This is a genomic window from Micromonospora chokoriensis, from assembly GCF_900091505.1.
Taxonomy (GTDB): domain Bacteria; phylum Actinomycetota; class Actinomycetes; order Mycobacteriales; family Micromonosporaceae; genus Micromonospora; species Micromonospora chokoriensis.
In genome coordinates, this window is record NZ_LT607409.1 from 4,775,352 (window position 1) to 4,792,217 (window position 16,866).

14 protein-coding genes are annotated in these 16,866 nt (G+C 72.1%); 6 read left to right on the top strand and 8 right to left on the bottom strand.

Annotated elements, in window-relative coordinates; translation table 11 throughout:
- Positions 1-670: 670 nt before the first annotated feature.
- The 3 genes from GA0070612_RS22085 (at position 671) to GA0070612_RS22095 (ending at position 5,075) form a co-directional block, all read left to right on the top strand.
- A complete protein-coding gene (locus tag GA0070612_RS22085; RefSeq protein ID WP_088989647.1) occupies positions 671-3,001 on the top strand; it encodes a beta-L-arabinofuranosidase domain-containing protein in 2,331 nt (776 codons plus the stop codon).
- 163 nt (positions 3,002-3,164) lie between these two features.
- Positions 3,165-4,103, top strand: a complete 939-nt coding sequence (locus tag GA0070612_RS22090) for an SMP-30/gluconolactonase/LRE family protein (protein ID WP_088989648.1) — start codon at positions 3,165-3,167, stop codon at positions 4,101-4,103.
- A 129-nt stretch (positions 4,104-4,232) separates the two neighbouring features.
- Positions 4,233-5,075: an endonuclease/exonuclease/phosphatase family protein gene (locus GA0070612_RS22095; RefSeq protein WP_157742566.1), complete on the top strand. Its 843-nt coding sequence runs from the start codon at positions 4,233-4,235 to the stop codon at positions 5,073-5,075.
- 17 nt (positions 5,076-5,092) lie between these two features.
- Here GA0070612_RS22095 and GA0070612_RS22100 read toward each other — a convergent pair whose 3' ends face one another.
- Both GA0070612_RS22100 and GA0070612_RS22105 read right to left on the bottom strand, forming a co-directional pair.
- Entirely contained in the window at positions 5,093-5,974 is an 882-nt protein-coding gene (locus GA0070612_RS22100) for an MHYT domain-containing protein (protein WP_088989650.1), read from the bottom strand.
- Between the two features lie 165 nt (positions 5,975-6,139).
- Positions 6,140-8,938 carry a DEAD/DEAH box helicase gene (locus GA0070612_RS22105; RefSeq protein WP_088989651.1) on the bottom strand — a complete coding sequence of 933 codons (2,799 nt, stop codon included), beginning with the start codon at positions 8,936-8,938 and terminating at the stop codon, positions 6,140-6,142.
- A gap of 86 nt (positions 8,939-9,024) precedes the next feature.
- Here GA0070612_RS22105 and GA0070612_RS22110 point away from each other — a divergent pair, with 86 nt between their 5' ends.
- A complete protein-coding gene (locus GA0070612_RS22110) occupies positions 9,025-9,792 on the top strand; it encodes an HAD family hydrolase (RefSeq protein ID WP_088991682.1) in 768 nt (255 codons plus the stop codon).
- 177 nt (positions 9,793-9,969) lie between these two features.
- Positions 9,970-10,881, top strand: coding sequence for an EamA family transporter (locus GA0070612_RS22115; protein ID WP_088989652.1), 912 nt, complete (start codon positions 9,970-9,972; stop codon positions 10,879-10,881).
- On the opposite strand, the gene GA0070612_RS22120 is transcribed toward GA0070612_RS22115, so the two are convergent.
- The 6 genes from GA0070612_RS22120 to GA0070612_RS22145 all read right to left on the bottom strand — a co-directional run bounded on the left by GA0070612_RS22120 (position 10,844) and on the right by GA0070612_RS22145 (position 15,688).
- Entirely contained in the window at positions 10,844-11,788 is a 945-nt protein-coding gene (locus GA0070612_RS22120; protein ID WP_408630511.1) for a diacylglycerol kinase, read from the bottom strand. The two genes, GA0070612_RS22115 and GA0070612_RS22120, sit on opposite strands and share 38 nt — an antisense overlap.
- Before the next feature lie 146 nt (positions 11,789-11,934).
- Positions 11,935-12,888: a twin-arginine translocase subunit TatC gene (gene tatC, locus GA0070612_RS22125; protein WP_088989653.1), complete on the bottom strand. Its 954-nt coding sequence runs from the start codon at positions 12,886-12,888 to the stop codon at positions 11,935-11,937.
- 18 nt (positions 12,889-12,906) lie between these two features.
- Complete coding sequence (gene tatA / locus GA0070612_RS22130) at positions 12,907-13,221, bottom strand: Sec-independent protein translocase subunit TatA (protein WP_088989654.1); 315 nt, start codon at positions 13,219-13,221, stop codon at positions 12,907-12,909.
- A 160-nt stretch (positions 13,222-13,381) separates the two neighbouring features.
- Positions 13,382-13,627 (bottom strand): hypothetical protein, encoded by a 246-nt coding sequence (locus tag GA0070612_RS22135; RefSeq protein ID WP_088991684.1) that lies wholly within the window; start codon positions 13,625-13,627, stop codon positions 13,382-13,384.
- 10 nt (positions 13,628-13,637) lie between these two features.
- Entirely contained in the window at positions 13,638-14,693 is a 1,056-nt protein-coding gene (locus tag GA0070612_RS22140; protein ID WP_231924294.1) for a helix-turn-helix transcriptional regulator, read from the bottom strand.
- On the bottom strand, positions 14,690-15,688 hold the full coding sequence (locus tag GA0070612_RS22145) for a helix-turn-helix transcriptional regulator (RefSeq protein ID WP_088991685.1): 999 nt from the start codon (positions 15,686-15,688) through the stop codon (positions 14,690-14,692). The genes GA0070612_RS22140 and GA0070612_RS22145 overlap by 4 nt, the downstream gene beginning before the upstream one ends.
- 117 nt (positions 15,689-15,805) lie before the next feature.
- On the opposite strand from GA0070612_RS22145, the gene GA0070612_RS22150 reads away from it, so the two are divergent.
- Positions 15,806-16,813: a cation diffusion facilitator family transporter gene (locus tag GA0070612_RS22150; protein WP_088989655.1), complete on the top strand. Its 1,008-nt coding sequence runs from the start codon at positions 15,806-15,808 to the stop codon at positions 16,811-16,813.
- Positions 16,814-16,866 lie beyond the last annotated feature (53 nt).

The window sequence follows — 16,866 nt, forward strand, 5'->3', positions numbered from 1 at the left end:
GTTCACCTTCACGATTGGCTCCCACAGAGAGTGCGCGGGTTCTGGGTCGACGAGTCACCGCCGCCGGGCCGCCGGGCGAGCGGGCGTGACCGCGCGCATGCCGAACAGCACGGCCGACAGCCGTGTTAGCGCTAACAGATCTTGGGTGACTCCCCTCCCCCCGATCTGACCTCGATTGTCTGGTGGTGCGAGATGACCGTCGTAACCACATCGCAGCATCGATGTATCGACGCAGACATCCACGATTTACGATGCACCGTACTGAGCGGCGAGCCGGGCGTCAACGGAGAGCGGGCACGTTCTCGTGACGCTGCGTCATGAGCTTCCGATCAAGAACACCGGCGGCGTCGGGTCCGGAGCCGCCCGAGACCCCACCTCGACCGCACCACCGAGGCGTTGGGGCGCGACGCGACCGCACGGACACCCGCCGTGCCACCGAACCGGCGATCCGGGGGGTTGCGGGCATGTTAACGACCAACTATGTTAGCGATCACATTGATGTGCCGCGATGACGTACCGGCTCGGGCACCGGGCGCCCACGGCGACAACGTCCTGCGGCACCCGAGCCGACCCCTGCGCGGCGACACGCTCAGTGGCAGTTCGCGTGCCGCCGACCGGCAGGACGCCACCTTCCGGATCACCACCACGCCGCACACCCTTGGAGGTCCCCATGCCACCCCCGCCGCTCAGCCGCCGCCGCCTGCTGCAGGCCGCCGGAGCCACCGTGGCCCTCTCCGCAGCCGGTGCCGCCGTCGCTCCGCATGGCGCGTCCGCAGCCGTCGTCCCACCGGTCCGACCAGACCTCGGAGTCTCGGCCTACCCGTTCGACCTCGGGCAGGTACGGCTCAACTCCAGCCGCTGGATGGACAACCAGACGCGCACGCTCAACTACCTGCGGTTCGTCGACGTCGACCGGATGCTCTACAACTTCCGCGCCAACCACCGGCTGTCCACCAACGGCGCCGCCACCAACGGAGGCTGGGACGCGCCGAACTTCCCGTTCCGGACCCACATGCAGGGGCACTTCCTGACCGCGTGGTCGTACGCGTACGCGGTGCTCGGCGACACCACCTGCCGGGACAAGGCGAACTACATGGTGGCCGAGCTGGCCAAGTGCCAGGCCAACAACGGAGCCGCCGGCTTCGGCGCCGGATACCTGTCCGGCTTCCCGGAGTCCGACTTCACCGCGCTCGAAGCCCGCACGTTGTCCAACGGCAACGTGCCCTACTACTGCATCCACAAGACCCTCGCCGGGCTGCTCGACGTCTGGCGGTACACCGGCAACACGCAGGCCCGTACGGTGCTGCTGGCGCTGGCCGGCTGGGTCGACACCCGGACGAGCCGGCTGAGCTCCAGTCAGATGCAGTCGATGCTGGGCACCGAGTTCGGTGGGATGAACGACGTCCTCACCGACATCTACCAGCAGACCGGCGACTCCCGTTGGCTCACCACCGCCCAGCGGTTCGACCACGCCGCCGTCTTCAACCCGCTGGCCAACAACCAGGACCAGCTGTCCGGGCTGCACGCCAACACGCAGGTGCCCAAGTGGATCGGCGCGGCCCGGGAGTTCAAGGCCACCGGCACCACCCGCTACCGGGACATCGCCAGCAACGCGTGGAACATGACGGTCAACGCGCACACCTACGTCATCGGCGGCAACAGCCAGGCGGAGCACTTCCGGGCCCCCAACGCGATCGCCGGGTACCTCAGCAACGACACCTGCGAGCAGTGCAACACGTACAACATGCTGAAGTTGACCCGGGAGCTGTGGCTGCTCGACCCGAACCGGACCGACTACTTCGACTTCTACGAGCGGGCCCTGATCAACCACCTGATCGGTGGGCAGAACCCGGCCGACAGCCACGGCCACATCACCTACTTCACCCCGTTGCGGCCGGGCGGGCGTCGCGGTGTGGGACCGGCGTGGGGCGGCGGCACCTGGAGCACCGACTACAACTCGTTCTGGTGCTGCCAGGGCACCGGCCTGGAGATCAACACCAGGTTGATGGAGTCGATCTACTTCTACAACGGGACGACGCTGACCGTGAACCTGTTCACGCCGTCGGTCCTCAACTGGTCGCAGCGGGGCATCACGGTCACCCAGAGCACCACCTACCCGGTCAGCGACACCACCACCCTGACCCTGTCCGGGACGATGAGCGGCTCGTGGAGCATCCGGGTGCGGATCCCGGCCTGGACGACCGGAGCGACGATCGCCGTGAACGGCACGGCGCAGAACGTCACCACCACACCGGGAAGCTACGCGACGGTCACCCGCACCTGGGCTGCCGGGGACACCATCACCGTACGGCTGCCGATGCAGGTCGTCATGCGGGCCGCCAACGACAACAGCTCGGTGGCCGCCGTGACGTACGGGCCGACGGTGCTGGCCGGCAACTACGGCAACACCACGCTGAGCGCCCTGCCGTCGCTCACCGTCTCCTCGATCACGCGCACCAGCACCAGCTCGCTCGCGTTCACCGCCAGCGCCAACGGGTCCACCGTCAACCTGGCACCCTTCCAGGACGCCCACGGCTACAACTACACGGTCTACTGGAGCACCAGCGGCGGCAACACCGGCGGCAGCTACCGCCTGGTCAACGTGGGCACCGGGCTCGTCCTCGGCATCCAGAACATGTCCACCGCCGACGGTGGCCTGGCCGTGCAGTGGGGGGACAGCGGCACCGCGGACCACAACTGGGTGATGGTGACCGACGGCAACGCGGTCCGGTTCCGCAACGTCCACAGCGGCAAGGTCCTGGGCGTGGAGAACATGTCCACCGCCGACAACGCCCGCGTCCTGCAGTGGGCGGACAACGGCACCGCCGACCACCGGTGGATCCTGGTGGACAACGGCGACGGCACCTACAAGATCCGCAACGTCAACAGCAACAAGCTGCTCGGCATCCTGAACGGGTCCACCGCCTGGGGCGCGCAGGCCGTCCAGGATTCGGACAACGGCAGCGCGGACAACAGGTGGAGGCTCGTCCGCAACGCCTGACATCCACCCCGCTCGACGTCTCACCGGCGCGGCCGATCCGGTCGGTCGCGCCGGTGACGCCAAGCGGGAGATCGACGACGGTCGTACAGTGGAGCAGGTCCTGGCCCCAGTGAACCTAGCGGACGTGTCGGCTGCCGCCGCCTCGCCGCCCGGAAGGAGCACAGTGAACCGCCCCCTCCGCACCACGCTCGGCGGCGCGCTCGTCGTGGCCCTGCTGACCTCCGTCGCCGTCACCCCCGCGCAGGCGCACACCGGCGGCCGGCCGCCCACCGTCCTCGCCCTGCCCGACGGCTTCGCGCCCGAAGGCATCGCCACCGCCGGCCGCTACGCCTACTTCGGCTCCCGTGCGACCGGCGCCATCCAGCGCGTCGACCTGGTCACCGGCCGGAGCACCCCGATCGGCGCGGCCACCGGCACCCCGTCGCTGGGCCTCAAGGTCGACACCCGCGGCCGGCTGTTCGTCGCCGGCGGCACGGCCGGCGACGCCCGCGTGCTCGACACCCGCACCGGTGACGTGCTGGCCAGCTACCAGTTCGCCACCACGCCCACGTTCGTCAACGACGTGATCCTGACCCGCGACGCCGCCTACTTCACCGACTCCCACCGCCCGGTGCTCTACCGGCTGCCGCTCGGTCGCGGCGGCGCGCTGCCCCCCGCCGACGGTTTCACCACCATCGCGCTGACCGGGGCGTACGAGCAGGTCGGCACCGGCGTGAACCTCAACGGCATCACCACCACACCGGACGGTCGGGCCCTGATCGTCGCCCAGTCGCCCACCGGCACGCTGTACCGGGTCGACCCGGTGACCGGCGTGAGCACCGCCGTGGACGTGCCGGGCCACACCTTCACCAACGGCGACGGTCTGCTGCTGCTCGGCCGCACCCTCTACGTCGTCCAGAACAGCCTCAACCAGATCGCGGTCGTCACGCTGAACCACCCCGGCACCGCCGGAACGCTCACCGCCGTCATCACCGACCCGAACTTCGACGTGCCCACCACCGTCGCGACGGCGTTGGGCCGGCTCTACCTGCCCAACGGCCGCTTCACCACGCCGCCGACCCCGACCACGCCGTACACGGTCGTCGCGGTCCGCGCGCGCTGACCGACCCCGGGGGTACGCGCGCCGCGCGTACCCCCGGGGTGCCCGCGCCCGGGTCAGCCGTCGGTCCGCCACGAGTACGATCACTGCCACCGTGGCGACGACCGTCGCCGGCACCACCCCGGAGTGCGCGTGGCCGATCGTCCGTCCCGATTCGCGCGTCGAGCCGTGGCCGTCTGCCTGCTGCTCGTCGCCGCCGGGCTGCCCGGCCGGCCGCCGGAGACAACGACCACGGACACCACACGACCCACTGTCCTGCGGATGCTCCAACTGAACCTCTGCAACAGCGGTCGGGCCGGCTGCTACACCGGCCGGTCGATGGCCGTCGCCGCCGAGGTGATCGACACCGAGGCACCCGACCTGGTCACCCTCAACGAGATCTGTCAGGGCGACGTCCCCGCCCTGCGGCGCGTGTTCGAGGCCGTCCACCGCGGTCGGAGCGTGGTGTCCGCGTTCCAGGCCGCCGGGGACCGGCCCAGTGGGGCCGACACCCGGTGCCGCAACGGGCAGCCGTACGGCGTGGGGCTGCTGGCCCGCGTCAGGACGCCGGACACCACGGGCGGCGTGTACCGCGGCATCCACCCGACGCAGGACCTCGCCGACCCCGAGGAGCGCGCGTGGCTCTGCGTCGACGTCGACCGCAGGCTGCTCGCCTGCACCACGCACCTGGCCAACACCAGCTACCGGGTGGCGCTCGCGCAGTGCGGGCACCTGCTCGACACGATCCTGCCGACGATCCGCGGGGGCACCGGGGCGGTGCTCGCCGGCGACCTCAACCTGCGCGCCGGCGTCGATCCGGACGTGCGGTCCTGCACCCCGGCCGGCCACCAGCGGGTCGACGACGGCGCGCTCCAACACATCGTGGCAACGGTCGGCGTGACCATCTGTTGTCACAGGCCGGTGCCCATGCGCGAGGCGACCGATCACCCCGGGCTGCTGGCCACCCTCGTCGTCGAGGACCGGCCACCGACCTGAGGCCCACCGACGCGCTGTCAGCGGGGCGGCGTGTCCCGGCGTGACGGGAACGGGTTGCCCGGCTGTCCGAGGGTGGAGCGGGCGCGCAGCCCGACCGGGTCCGGGGCGGGCGTCGGGGCCACGGGCTCCGCGACCCGCCGTCCGGCCAGATACTCCGAGGCAGCCCGGTCGTCGTCGGTCGGGGCCGCGAGCAGCGCGTAGAGCAGCCCGACCACCCCGAAGATCACCGCCAGCATGATCGGCACCAGCAGGGTGCTCACACCAGCACCGGTCACATCGCGGTTCGCACCTTCGTGGCGGTGCACCGACAGCGCGCTCATCCCGGTGAAGTGCATCCCGTTCACGGCGATGCCCATGACCAACGCGGAGGCGAAGACCGCCACCCCCTTGCGAACCGTCATCGCGAGCCACAGCGCGACGGTGGCCGCCACGACGGCGATGGCCACGGAGAGCGCGACCCGGAGAGTGTCGTACCCGAGAGTGCCGTTGAGCCGCATCGCCGCCATGCCCGTGTAGTGCATGGCCGCCACGCCCGACCCGGTGAAGACGCCACCGGCGATCAGCCGCACGGCGTTCAACCGGCCGGTGCCGACGATGGCCAGACCGATACCGACAGCCACCACCGCGATGACCGTGCTGGCCACGGTCAGCGGAACGTCGTAGCGGATCCGGGTGTTCTCCACCGCGAACCCGAGCATCGCCATGAAGTGCATCGCCCAGATGGCGGTGCCGCCCAGCGCCCACGCCGACAGCAGACCCCACCAGGCCCGCTGGCGGCTCGTCCGTGCCGTACGGATGCGCCCCGCGCAGACCAGACCGAGGACAGAGCCGAGCACGGACAGCGCGTAGCTCAACGCGGGTGTGATCCACCCGTACTCAAAGTGATTGATGTCCCCCACCGCGGCCTTCTTCCCATTCGTTACCAGCGCGTCAACAAAACGCTCGGGCAATGATCAGGGGTGCCGTGATCAGGCGCAATAGCACCCCCGGCCGTATTCAAGGGGTGGCGTCGCGGTAACCGTCCGATGCGTCGATTGGCTACTCCTGTTAACTGAGAGTGACGGTCATGCCGACGTGTGGTACGCCAGGACACCCCGGTTGATGGCCGCGATAGCCTGCCGCGCGGTGGACCGCAACTCCGGCGACGCGCCGCCAGAGTCGGCAAGTTGACCGAGGAGGTCGACCACCTGTCGCGCCCACCGGACGAAGTCACCGGCGGGCATCTCACCGTCGATCTCGTGGCCGCTGCCGAGCACCTTGGCCAGCACCTCACCCCGGGCCCACCGGTAGACGGGCCAGGCGAAACCGAGATCCGGCTCCCGGGTCGCGGCCAACCCGCGAGCAGCCTCGTCGGCCTCGATCTCCCCCCACAGCTTCAGCGTCTCGTCCACCGCGTCGGCCACCGGCCCACGGGGCAGTGACGCCCGCTCGTCGACGTCGCGGCGTGCCTCGAAGACCACCACCGACACCGCAGCGGCCAACTCGGCCGGCGACAGACCGTTCCACACGCCCCGGCGCAGACACTCGGCGACCAGCAGGTCGGCCTCGGTCCAGATCCGGCCGAGCATCCGCCCGGCGTCGGTGACCGCGCCGTCCCGGCCGAGGTAGCCACGGTCGGTCAACAGCGCCACGATCCGGTCGAAGGTCCGGGCCAACGATCCGGTCCGCCCGGACACCCGCTCGCGCAGCTCCTCGGTGTCGCGCTCCAACCGGCGACGCCGCTCCGCCCACCGGGCGTGGTCCTCCCGCTCCGGACAGGCGTGGCAGGGGTGGCGGCGCAGCTCGGTGCGGAGCTGGGTCAGCCGGTGGTCCTCGCCGGTCACCTGTCGGGAACGGCCACCCCGTCGGCCACCGTGCCGGTCCAGGCCGGTGCCGCTCACCTCGGCGGCGAGATCCCGTCGGGCAGCCGGTGAACGGTGGTTGAAGTGCTTGGGCACCCGGATCCGCGCCAGGACCTCGGCGGGGGTGGTGAAGTCGCCGGGGCTGACCCGCCCGGCCCAGCGGTCCTGGGTGAGCACCAGCGGTCGGGGCTCCCCGAACCCGCCGGTCGCCGGGTCCAGCACGACAGCCAACCCGGCCCGCCGGCCCGACGGCACCCGGATCACGTCGCCGACGCGCAGCCGCTCCAACGACGCCACCGCCGCGGCCTTGCGCTGGGTCTGTCCCTGTCGGGCGATGGCCTTCTCCCGGTCGGCGATCGCCACCCGCAACGCGAAGTACTCGTCGAAGTCGCCGTGGTGGCAGGCGGCCTCCGCGCCGTACGCCTCGATCGTCTCGGTGTTGCGCTGCACCTGCCGCGCCAGGCCGACCACTGACCGGTCCGCCTGGAACTGGGCGAACGAGGACTCCAGCAGAGCCCGGGCCGGCTCCGCGCCGACGGTGCCGACCAGGTTCACCGCCATGTTGTACGAGGGTCGGAAGCTGGACCGCAGCGGGTAGGTGCGGGTGGACGCGAGCCCCGCCACGTGCCGGGGGTCGGTCTCCGGGGACCACACCACCACGGCGTGCCCCTCCACGTCGATGCCGCGGCGGCCGGCGCGGCCGGTGAGCTGGGTGTACTCCCCCGGCGTCAGGTCGACGTGCGCCTCGCCGTTGTACTTGACGAGGCGTTCCAGCACCACGCAGCGGGCCGGCATGTTGATGCCCAGCGCCAGGGTCTCCGTGGCGAAGACCGCCTTGACCAGGCCACGGACGAACAACTCCTCGACGACCTCCTTGAACACCGGCAGCATGCCGGCGTGGTGGGCGGCAAGGCCGCGTTCCAGGCCGTCGAGCCACTCCCAGTACCCGAGCACGGTCAGGTCCTCGCCGGGGATGGCGGTGACCCGGGACTCGACGACCCGGCGGATCTCGGCCCGCTCCTCCGGCGACGTCAACCGCAGCCCGGCGGCGAGGCACTGCTGCACCGCGGCGGCGCAACCGGCCCGGCTGAAGATGAACAGGATCGCCGGCAGCAGACCCTCCCGGTCCAACCGGTCCACGATGTCCGGGCGCAACGGGCCCCGCCAGCGCGGGCCACGACGGCCGGCGCCCGGCCCCGCGCTGCGGCCCTCGCCCAGCTCCAGCCGCCGCGCGGTCTCCCGGGTGTAGCGCAGCAGCTCCGGGTGCACGTCGTGCTTGCGGGCGGCGTCGGCGTCGTGGAACAGGTCGAACATCCGCTTGCCGACCAGCATGTGCTGCCACAACGGCACCGGCCGGTGCTCGCTGACCACCACCGCCGTCTCGCCGCGGACGGTGACCAGCCAGTCGGCGAACTCCTCGGCGTTGGAGACGGTCGCCGACAGCGAGACCAGGGTGACCGATTCGGGCAGGTGGATGATCACCTCTTCCCACACCCCGCCCCGGAACCGGTCGGCCAGGTAGTGCACCTCGTCCATCACCACGTACGCCAGGCCCTGCAGGGTGCTGGAGCCCGCGTAGAGCATGTTGCGCAGCACCTCGGTGGTCATCACCACCACCGGCGCGTCACCGTTGATCGCGTTGTCGCCGGTGAGCAGACCGACCTGCTCGGCACCGTACCGGGCGACCAGGTCGTGGTACTTCTGGTTGGACAACGCCTTGATCGGTGTCGTGTAGAAGCACTTGCGCCGGGTCGCCGGGGTCGCCGCGTCCGTACCCGCCGGATCGCCGGGCCGACCGCGCAACGCCAGGTGGACGGCGAACTCACCGACGACGGTCTTGCCGGCGCCGGTCGGGGCGCAGACCAGCACCCCGCTGCCCCGCTCCAGCGACTGGCACGCCTCCCGCTGGAAGTCGTCGAGGTCGAACCCCAGGTCGAGGGCGAACTCGTCCAGCGCTGGAAACTGTGAGGCCTGCGCGGCCCGGCGACGGGCCTCCGCGTACCGCTCGGCGGGACTCGACATGGGACCAAGATTAGTGCGTGCCGGGACAGGACACCCCACAAGGCCGTCCGGAGGTGCCGTCGGGGGCGGTCGGTAGGGTGCACGGCGTGCCGGACCATGCCGAACCGCCCCAGACTCGTCCGCCGGGCAACGCCGAGGCCGCCGCCCCCCGGGCGTCCCGACGGCCCGTGAAGGCGGTGCTCTTCGACTTCCACGGCACCCTGGCCCAGGTGGAGGAACCCCGGCGGTGGGTGCTGGAGGCCGCCACCGCGTGCGGGGTCACCCTGGACCAGGTCCGTGCCACCTCGCTGGCCGACCGGCTGCTGACGGCCGGGCGAGCCGGCGGGCCGCTGCCGGCGCGGGTCCCACCCCGGCTGGCCGAGTTGTGGGCCGACCGGGACCTCTACCAACACGCCCACCGGGGCGCGTACACCGGGCTGGCCGAGACCGTCGACGCCGGCATCGAGGGCTTCGCCGACGCGCTCTACGAGCGGCTGCTGACCGCCGACGGCTGGCTGCCGTACGCGGACACCGCACCCACGCTGACCGCGTTGCGCGACGCCGGGGTGCCGGTCGCCGTGGTCAGCAACATCGGCTTCGACCTGCGGCCGCACTTCGACACGTGGGGCCTGACCGACCTGGTGGACGCCTTCGTGCTCTCCTACGAGGTGGGTCGCTGCAAGCCCGACCCGGCGATCTTCTGGCGCGCCTGCGGGATGCTCGGCGTCGACCCGGAGCAGACCCTGATGGTCGGCGACACGCCCGCGGACGCGGGAGCGGTGGCCGCCGGCTGTTCGGTGCTGGTGCTCCCGGCCGCCGAGCCGGGCCGCGAGAACGGGCTCGGCGCGGTGCTCGACCTGGCCCTGCCCGCCTGACCCACGCCGCACCGACGGTCACCGGAGTGGCCCGTCGCGCCGCGCCGATGCCCCCCACCCCGCCGAGGTGCAGTGGATCGCATCGCGGCCGACGCCGCGACCGGCCAGGTGGCAGCTCGGGGCCGACCGTCGACACCGCCCGCGAGCCCCGGGAGGCGACCGCCTAGCGTCAGGGCCGTGACGGACACCCTGCTGCCCGCGTCGGCACCCACTGACGCGCCACCCCGACGTCGCGGTGGCGTCGTCGCCGTGGGGCTGGTGCTCGGCGGGGCGCTGTCGGTGCAGTTCGGCTCCGCGGTGGCCGCGTTGCTCTTCCCGCGTACCGGGGTGGCCGGCGCGGTCACCCTGCGGCTGACGATCTCGGCGGTACTGCTGCTCGTGGTGTGCCGACCCCGACTGCGCGGACACGACCGGTCGGCCTGGCTGGCGGTGGGTGCGTTCGGGCTGGCGCTGGCCGGCATGAACTCGCTGTTCTACCAGGCCATCGAACGCATCCCGCTGGGCCCGGCGGTGACGCTGGAGGTCCTCGGCCCCCTCGCACTGTCGGTGTTCAGCGCCCGACGACTGGCCAGTTGGGCGTGGGCGGGCCTGGCCCTGGCCGGGGTGGCGCTGCTCGGGCAGGGTGGCTTCGACCGGCTCAACCCGGCCGGGGTGGCCTTCGCGTTCGGCGCGGGCACCATGTGGGCCGCGTACATCGTGCTCAGCGCCCGCGTCGGCGGCCGGTTCCCCGGCGCGGACGGGCTGGCCCTGTCGCTGACCCTCGCCGCGCTGGTCACGCTGCCACTGGGCATTGTCGACGGCGGCGCGGTGCTGCTCGACCCGCCGGTGCTGGCGCTCGGTGCCGCCCTCGCGGTGCTCGCCTCCGGGCTGCCCTACACCCTGGAACTGCTGGCGCTACGGCGGATGCCCACCGCCACCTTCGCGGTGCTCATGAGCCTCGGCCCGGCCGTCGCCACCCTCGCCGGCTGGCTGGTGCTGCGGCAGGAACTGACAGTGCTGGAGTGCGTCGCCATCGCGCTGGTCATCGCCGCCAGCATCGGAGCCGTACGGGTCAACGCAGCAGCCGCACGGCCCCCGGGACGGCGCTGATCGTCACCGGCAGACCCAGGGACCGTTCCCCGTCGGCGTACGTGGTGATGCCCTCGGCGGCCAACTCCACGGTGCGGGCGCGGTAGCTGCGCACGAGTGGGTGGCTGACGTGGGTGCCCTGGTAGATGCGCGGCTTGACCCGGATCAGGGTCCGTCGGTCGACCCGACCCGCCACCACCACGTCGAGCAACCCGTCGGTCGGGTCCGCGTCGGGGCAGATCCGCATCCCGCCGCCGTACGTGGGGCAGTTCCCCACCGCCACCAGCACCGCGTCCACCTCGTGCGGCACGCCGTCCAGGCGCATCGTGTAGCGACGCGGGCGGAGCCGGGCCAGCTCGACGACGATCGCCAGGTCGTACCGGCGCGGGCCGCGTGGCCAGCGCATCCGGTTGGCCCGCTCGTTGACGATCGCGTCGAACCCGGCGGCGAGGACCGCGCCGTACCACCGCTCGGCGCCGTCGGCCCCGCTCATCCGGGCCAGGTCGACGGTGTGGCGGCGGCCGTCGCGCAGCGCTGCCGCGACCACGTCCGCCGCCGCGAGCGGATCTGCCGGAAAACCGGTGTCCAGCGCGAAGTCGTTGCCGGTGCCGGCGGGGATCGGCCCGAACGGCACGTCGGTCCCGGCGACCGCCTGCAACGCCTGGTGGATGGTGCCGTCCCCACCGATCGCCACCAGGGCTCCCACGCCGTCCGTGACGGCGGCGCGACACGCCGCCTCGGCCTCGGCGGGGCTGGCCGCCTGCAGCAGCCGAACGGGTCGCCCGGCGGCGGCCAGGCCGTCCAGCAGTCGGGGCAGCAGCGCCCTGCAGCGCCCACGGCCGGCGGTCGGGTTCGTGAGTACGGCCACCGGGCCATCGGCGAGCGGGGCGCGGTCAACCGGGCCCGACAGGTGATCGTCTGCGGTCACGGGCAGCACCGTACCGGTCCGACACCCGCCGTTCACCAGGGGCGGGCACCGTCACCATCAGTCCCGCCGCCGACGCTCGGGGTGACGCGGCGACGCCGCCCCCGAAGGACGGGGACGGCGTCGGTTGACCGGGCGGCGCGGGGCCGTCAGGTCATGTCGTCATAGCGACGCTCGATGGGCGTCGGCTTGGCGATCGGCTCGGGAACGCCGATCGGCTCCGCCGCGTCGACCCGTTGCCCGGCCACGACCGGATCCGCGTCGAACTCCAACGGCGACACCTCGTCGTCGTCGATGCCGGCGTAGACCTCCTTGCCCCGCCCACGCCGCTTGTCGTTGATGAACGCGACCCCGACCGCCGCGAAGTAGAGCGCGGACAGGCACAGTGCCAACGCGGTCATCCCGAACGGGTCCGGGGTGGGGGTGACCACCGCGGAGAACGCGAAGAACACGAAGATCGCCACCCGCCACCAGCTGAGCAACCGCTTCGCGCTGGCGATGCCGACGAAGTTGAGCATCAGCACCAACAGCGGGAACTCGAACGCCACACCGAACAGCAGGATCAGGTTGGTGATGAACGAGATGTACCGGGTGATGTCCAGCGTGGTGGTGATGTCTCCGCCACCGGAGACGTTGAGCAGGAACTCCAGGCCCTTCGAGGTGACGAAGTATGCCAGCACGGCACCGGCCGCGAAGAGTGGCGCGGCCAGAGCGGTGAAGACGTAGGCGTAGCGCCGCTCGTGCCGGTGCAGGCCGGGCGCGATGAACGCCCAGAGCTGATAGAGCCAGATCGGCGCTGCCACGATCAACCCAACCCAGAGCGCGACCTTGAGCTGCAACAGGAACAGGTCGGCGGGGCCGAGCTGAACGAAGTTGCACGTGCCGTTGGCCAACCGGGCCTTGGGTAGATCACAGTATGGCTGCTGAAGCAGGTGCAGCACCGGCCCGGCCAGCCAGATGCCCAAGCCGAAGCCGACCACAATGCCCAGAGACGCGCGAAACAACCGGTTGCGCAGCTCCCGGACGTGCTCGATGAGCGTCATCGAACCGTCGGCGGCCCGCTCGAAGGTGCTCGGGCCGCGCTTACGCAGGGCGAAGGCCACGACAGTCGTGCCCTTCGGTCAGTTGTCGCGGACGCGGTGCACCGGGTCGACGACCGGCTGCTGCGGCGGCGCCTGCTGGTACGGCGGCTGCTGCGGCTGCCCGGCGTACGGTGCCTGCTGCCCGGCGTGCGGCGGCAGCGGCTGGTAGCCGGCCTGCGCGTCGGCCTTCTCGGCGAGGTCGCGGTCGTCGTCCTGCAGGCTCTTGGTCTCGGCCTTGATGATCCGCAGCGACCGACCCAGCGAACGGGCCGCGTCGGGGAGCCGCTTCGCACCGAAGAGCAGGATCAGCACAACCACGAGAACAGCGATGTGCCACGGCTTGAGGGCACCCATGAGAAGCTCCAGTCGGTCTGTGTCCGAGGGGGTGGTACGCAGCCCATCGTACGTGCGGATCGGCTGCCCGCCACCCGCCGGGTGGTGGTGGTCTGGGCCGGAGGGTGAAGTCTTGACCAACCCGGGATGATCCGTCAACAGCCGCCGGACGAGGGGTCGGTCAGCCGCGCTTCGCCTTGATCAGCGCGAGCCGTCGGGACGCGGTGTCGAGCTGACGCTGGACTCCCTCGGCCCGCTGCTGCAGCGTCTCGGCGGTGTCGCGCAGCGCCTCGGCCTCGGCGGCCCGCCGCTGCAACGCAACAGCCGCACGACGCAGCCGAGGCAACCGGCCCAGCACCGGGCGCACGGCCAGCGCGAGCGCCACGAGAGGGAGCAGCACCAGCGCGAGCACGATCCAGATCAGCACGGCGGTCAGCCTACTGGGTGTGCCCGGCCACCGCCCGGTCACCCGACGGCGCGTCGTCCTGGTCGACCTTCGGTCGCCGAGGTGCCGTGGTGGGCGCGGGCACGGCGTACGCGTCCAGGGCGGCGGCGGCCGTCGCCCGGACCTGTTCGGCCAGCTCGACCGGGGCGACCACGGTGACCTCCGGGCCGAGACCCAGCACGAACCGGCGAGCCCACCGCAGGTCGGTGACCCGCAGGGAGACGAGCCACTGGTCGCCGTCGCCAGCCTCCACCCGCTCGCACGGATAATATTCGGTGATCCACCGCTCGCTGCGACCGATGCGCAGCGTGATCAGCGGCAGGTCGGGCGACGGGCGGAACACCCCTTCGGTGAGGTCGTGCGGCACGGCCTGCGGCGGCACCGTGGCCGGCTCGTCCAGCTCGGTGATGGCGTCGATCCGGTCGGCGCGGAACAGCCGGACCGCCTCCGCGCGCCGACACCACGCCTCCACGTACGCCCGACCACCGACCATCAGCACCCGCAGCGGATCGATGACACGGTCGGTGGTCTCGTCCCGGGCAGCGGTGTAGTAGGTGATCCGCAGCGCCTTCCCGCCCTCCACTGCGGCACGAAGCGCCTCGACCCGCTGGGTGTCCCCGGGCAGCCGGACCGCCACCGGCGCGCCCACCAGGTCCCCCGCGTCCTCGATCTTCGCCAGGGCCCGTTCGACGGCCTCCCGGTTGGCGACGCCGGGCGTCTCGGCGAGCATCCGCAACGCCACCACCAACGCGAGGGCCTCGTCCGGGGTGAGGCGCAGCGGCCGGTCGATGCCGGCGTCGTAGGTGATCGTCACCCGGTCACCGTCGAACGCCATGTCGATCAGGTCACCGGGACCGTAACCGGGCAGCCCGCACACCCAGAGCAACTCCAGGTCCTCCCGGAGCTGCCGCTCGGTCACGCCGAGGTCACCCGCCGCCTCGGCGATCTCGATGCCGGGCCGGGCCAGCAGGTAGGGCACCAGGTTGAGCAGCCGGGCCAGCCGGTCCGCGGAGGCGCGGGAGCCGCCCTTGGCGGCCGGGCGGGTCACCGGACACCTCCGGTGACGGCCAGGTCGTCGTGGCGGACGGCGATCTCCTTGAGTCGTTGGATGACGGCCTCGCGGACCTCCGGCGGGTCGAGCACCCGCACGTCCGGGCCGTAACCGACGAGGTGACCGGCCAGCCCGTCCGGATCCGCGTACGGCAGGACCAACCGGTCGCCGTCCGGGCCGGTGGTCACCTCCACCGCCCAGCGGCGCAGACCGGCGGCCCGACCGGACGCGGCCAGGACGGTGGCCCGGCCGGTGCGCTCCACCGGACCCGACCAGCGGGCCACGTGGCTGATCAGATCGACGTTGGCCGGCGGCTCGTACGCGCCGGGCGCACCGGTCAGCCGGACCGCGCCGACGACCCGGGACAGCCGGAAGCAGCGGGTCGCATCGCGGTCCTGGTCGTGGCCGACCACGTACCACCGGCCGCGCCAGCAGACCACGCCCCACGGTTGCAGCCGCCGCCGGCTCGGCGCGTCCCGGTCGGGCACCCGGTAGTCGAACCCGACCTCGCGGCGGTCCCGGGCGGCGGCGGTCAGCGGCGCGAACGCCGGGTCGACGGTGACCATCGGCTCCAGGCCGAGGGTGGCCTGCGGGTCCACGTCCACCCCGGCGGCGCGCAGCTTGGCCAGCCCGGACGACGCCGCGGCGGCCAGCCCGGCGTGCTGCCACAACCGTGCGGCGATGCCCACGGCGGCGGCCTCGTCGGGTTCCAGGAGGATGTCGGGCAGCGCGTACTCGCGGTGGGCGATCCGGTAACCGGGCTCGGCGTCGAAGGCGCTCGCCGTGCCCGTCTCCAGCGGCACGCCCAGTTCGCGCAGCTCGGCCTTGTCCCGTTCGAACTTGCGTTGGAACGCTTCGTGGTCGCGCGCGTCGTCCGGATCATGCTCGTAACCGGGCACGGTCGCGGCGATCTGCGCGGCGGTCAGGAACCGTCGCGTGGACAGGAGGCAGATCACCAGGTTGACCAGGCGTTCGGTGCGGGTCCGCGACACGCGGTAGACGCTAGCAGCCGCCGCGCCCACGCCGTGCACCCGCGCGGGCGTGCCGCACACTTGTTCGGATCGGTGCTCGCCCGGCGCGTCGCCGTCTCCGGTCATAGGGTGAGCCTCATGTCGCAACCGGAGGCCAGGCCCGAGAGCGAGAGCGTCGGCACCGTGATCGTCGCGGGCGTCGCCAACCTCGCCATCGCGGTCGCCAAGCTGATCGCCGGGGTGATCTCCGGCTCGGCCGCGAAGCTCTCCGAGGCCGCCCACTCGTTCGCCGACACGACCACCGAGGTGCTGCTGTTCCAGGCGCTGCGCCGCGGCTCCCGGCCCGCGGACCAGCGACACCCCTTCGGGTACGGCAAGGAGAGCTACGTCTGGGCGTTCTTCGCGGCGATGTTCACCTTCGTCGCCGGCGCCGGTTTCGCCGTCACCCACGGCGTCACCACGATCCTGGTGCACGAGCACAGCGGCGACTACCTCCTCTCGTACATCGTGCTCGGGGTGTCGTTCGTCATCGAGTCGATCTCCCTGACCCGGGCCGTGCGCCAGGTTCGCCGTGAGTCCCGACGCTGGCAGACCACGCCCCGGCGGTTCCTGCGACTGACCGCCGACACCACCGTCAAGGCCGTCTTCCTGGAGGACAGCGCGGCCCTGATCGGTCTGCTGCTGGCCGGGCTCGGCGTCGGCCTGTCGCACGCCACCGGCGACGAGCTGTGGGACGGCATCGCGTCGATCCTGATCGGGCTGCTGCTGCTGGCGGTCGCCGGGATCCTCGCCGCCAACAACCTGTCGCTGCTGGTCGGCCGGGCGGTTCCGGAGCGACTGCGCCAGGAGATCGAGCAGGAGCTGGCCAGGCTGCCCGAGGTGGAGCGCATCGACACCCTGCTGACCATGCAGCTCGGCCCGGACGACATCCTGGTCGCCGCGAAGGTCGACTTCAGCGACGAGGCGACCGGCGCGGAGATCGAGGCCACCGCCGACGAGGCCGAGCGGCGGCTCACCGGCCGGTACCGGGAGATCCGCTTCGTCTTCCTCGATCCCACCCGCTCACTGCCGGGGGCCACCGGCACCGCCCGGCACACCCAGGCCGGGCCGAGCCCGGACGCCGGCGGCGACCCCGAGTCGACCTGATCCGCGCCACCACCGCACCCGGGCGCGGGCCGTCGGGCCCGCGCGGCTAGCGT

Coding starts and splice junctions, on each gene's coding strand:
- GA0070612_RS22085 (WP_088989647.1), top strand. CDS start 671: ATGCCACCCCCGCCGCTCAGCCGCCGCCGCCTGCTGCAGGCCGCCGGA.
- GA0070612_RS22105 (WP_088989651.1), bottom strand. CDS start 8,938: ATGTCGAGTCCCGCCGAGCGGTACGCGGAGGCCCGTCGCCGGGCCGCG.
- tatA (WP_088989654.1), bottom strand. CDS start 13,221: ATGGGTGCCCTCAAGCCGTGGCACATCGCTGTTCTCGTGGTTGTGCTG.
- GA0070612_RS22150 (WP_088989655.1), top strand. CDS start 15,806: ATGTCGCAACCGGAGGCCAGGCCCGAGAGCGAGAGCGTCGGCACCGTG.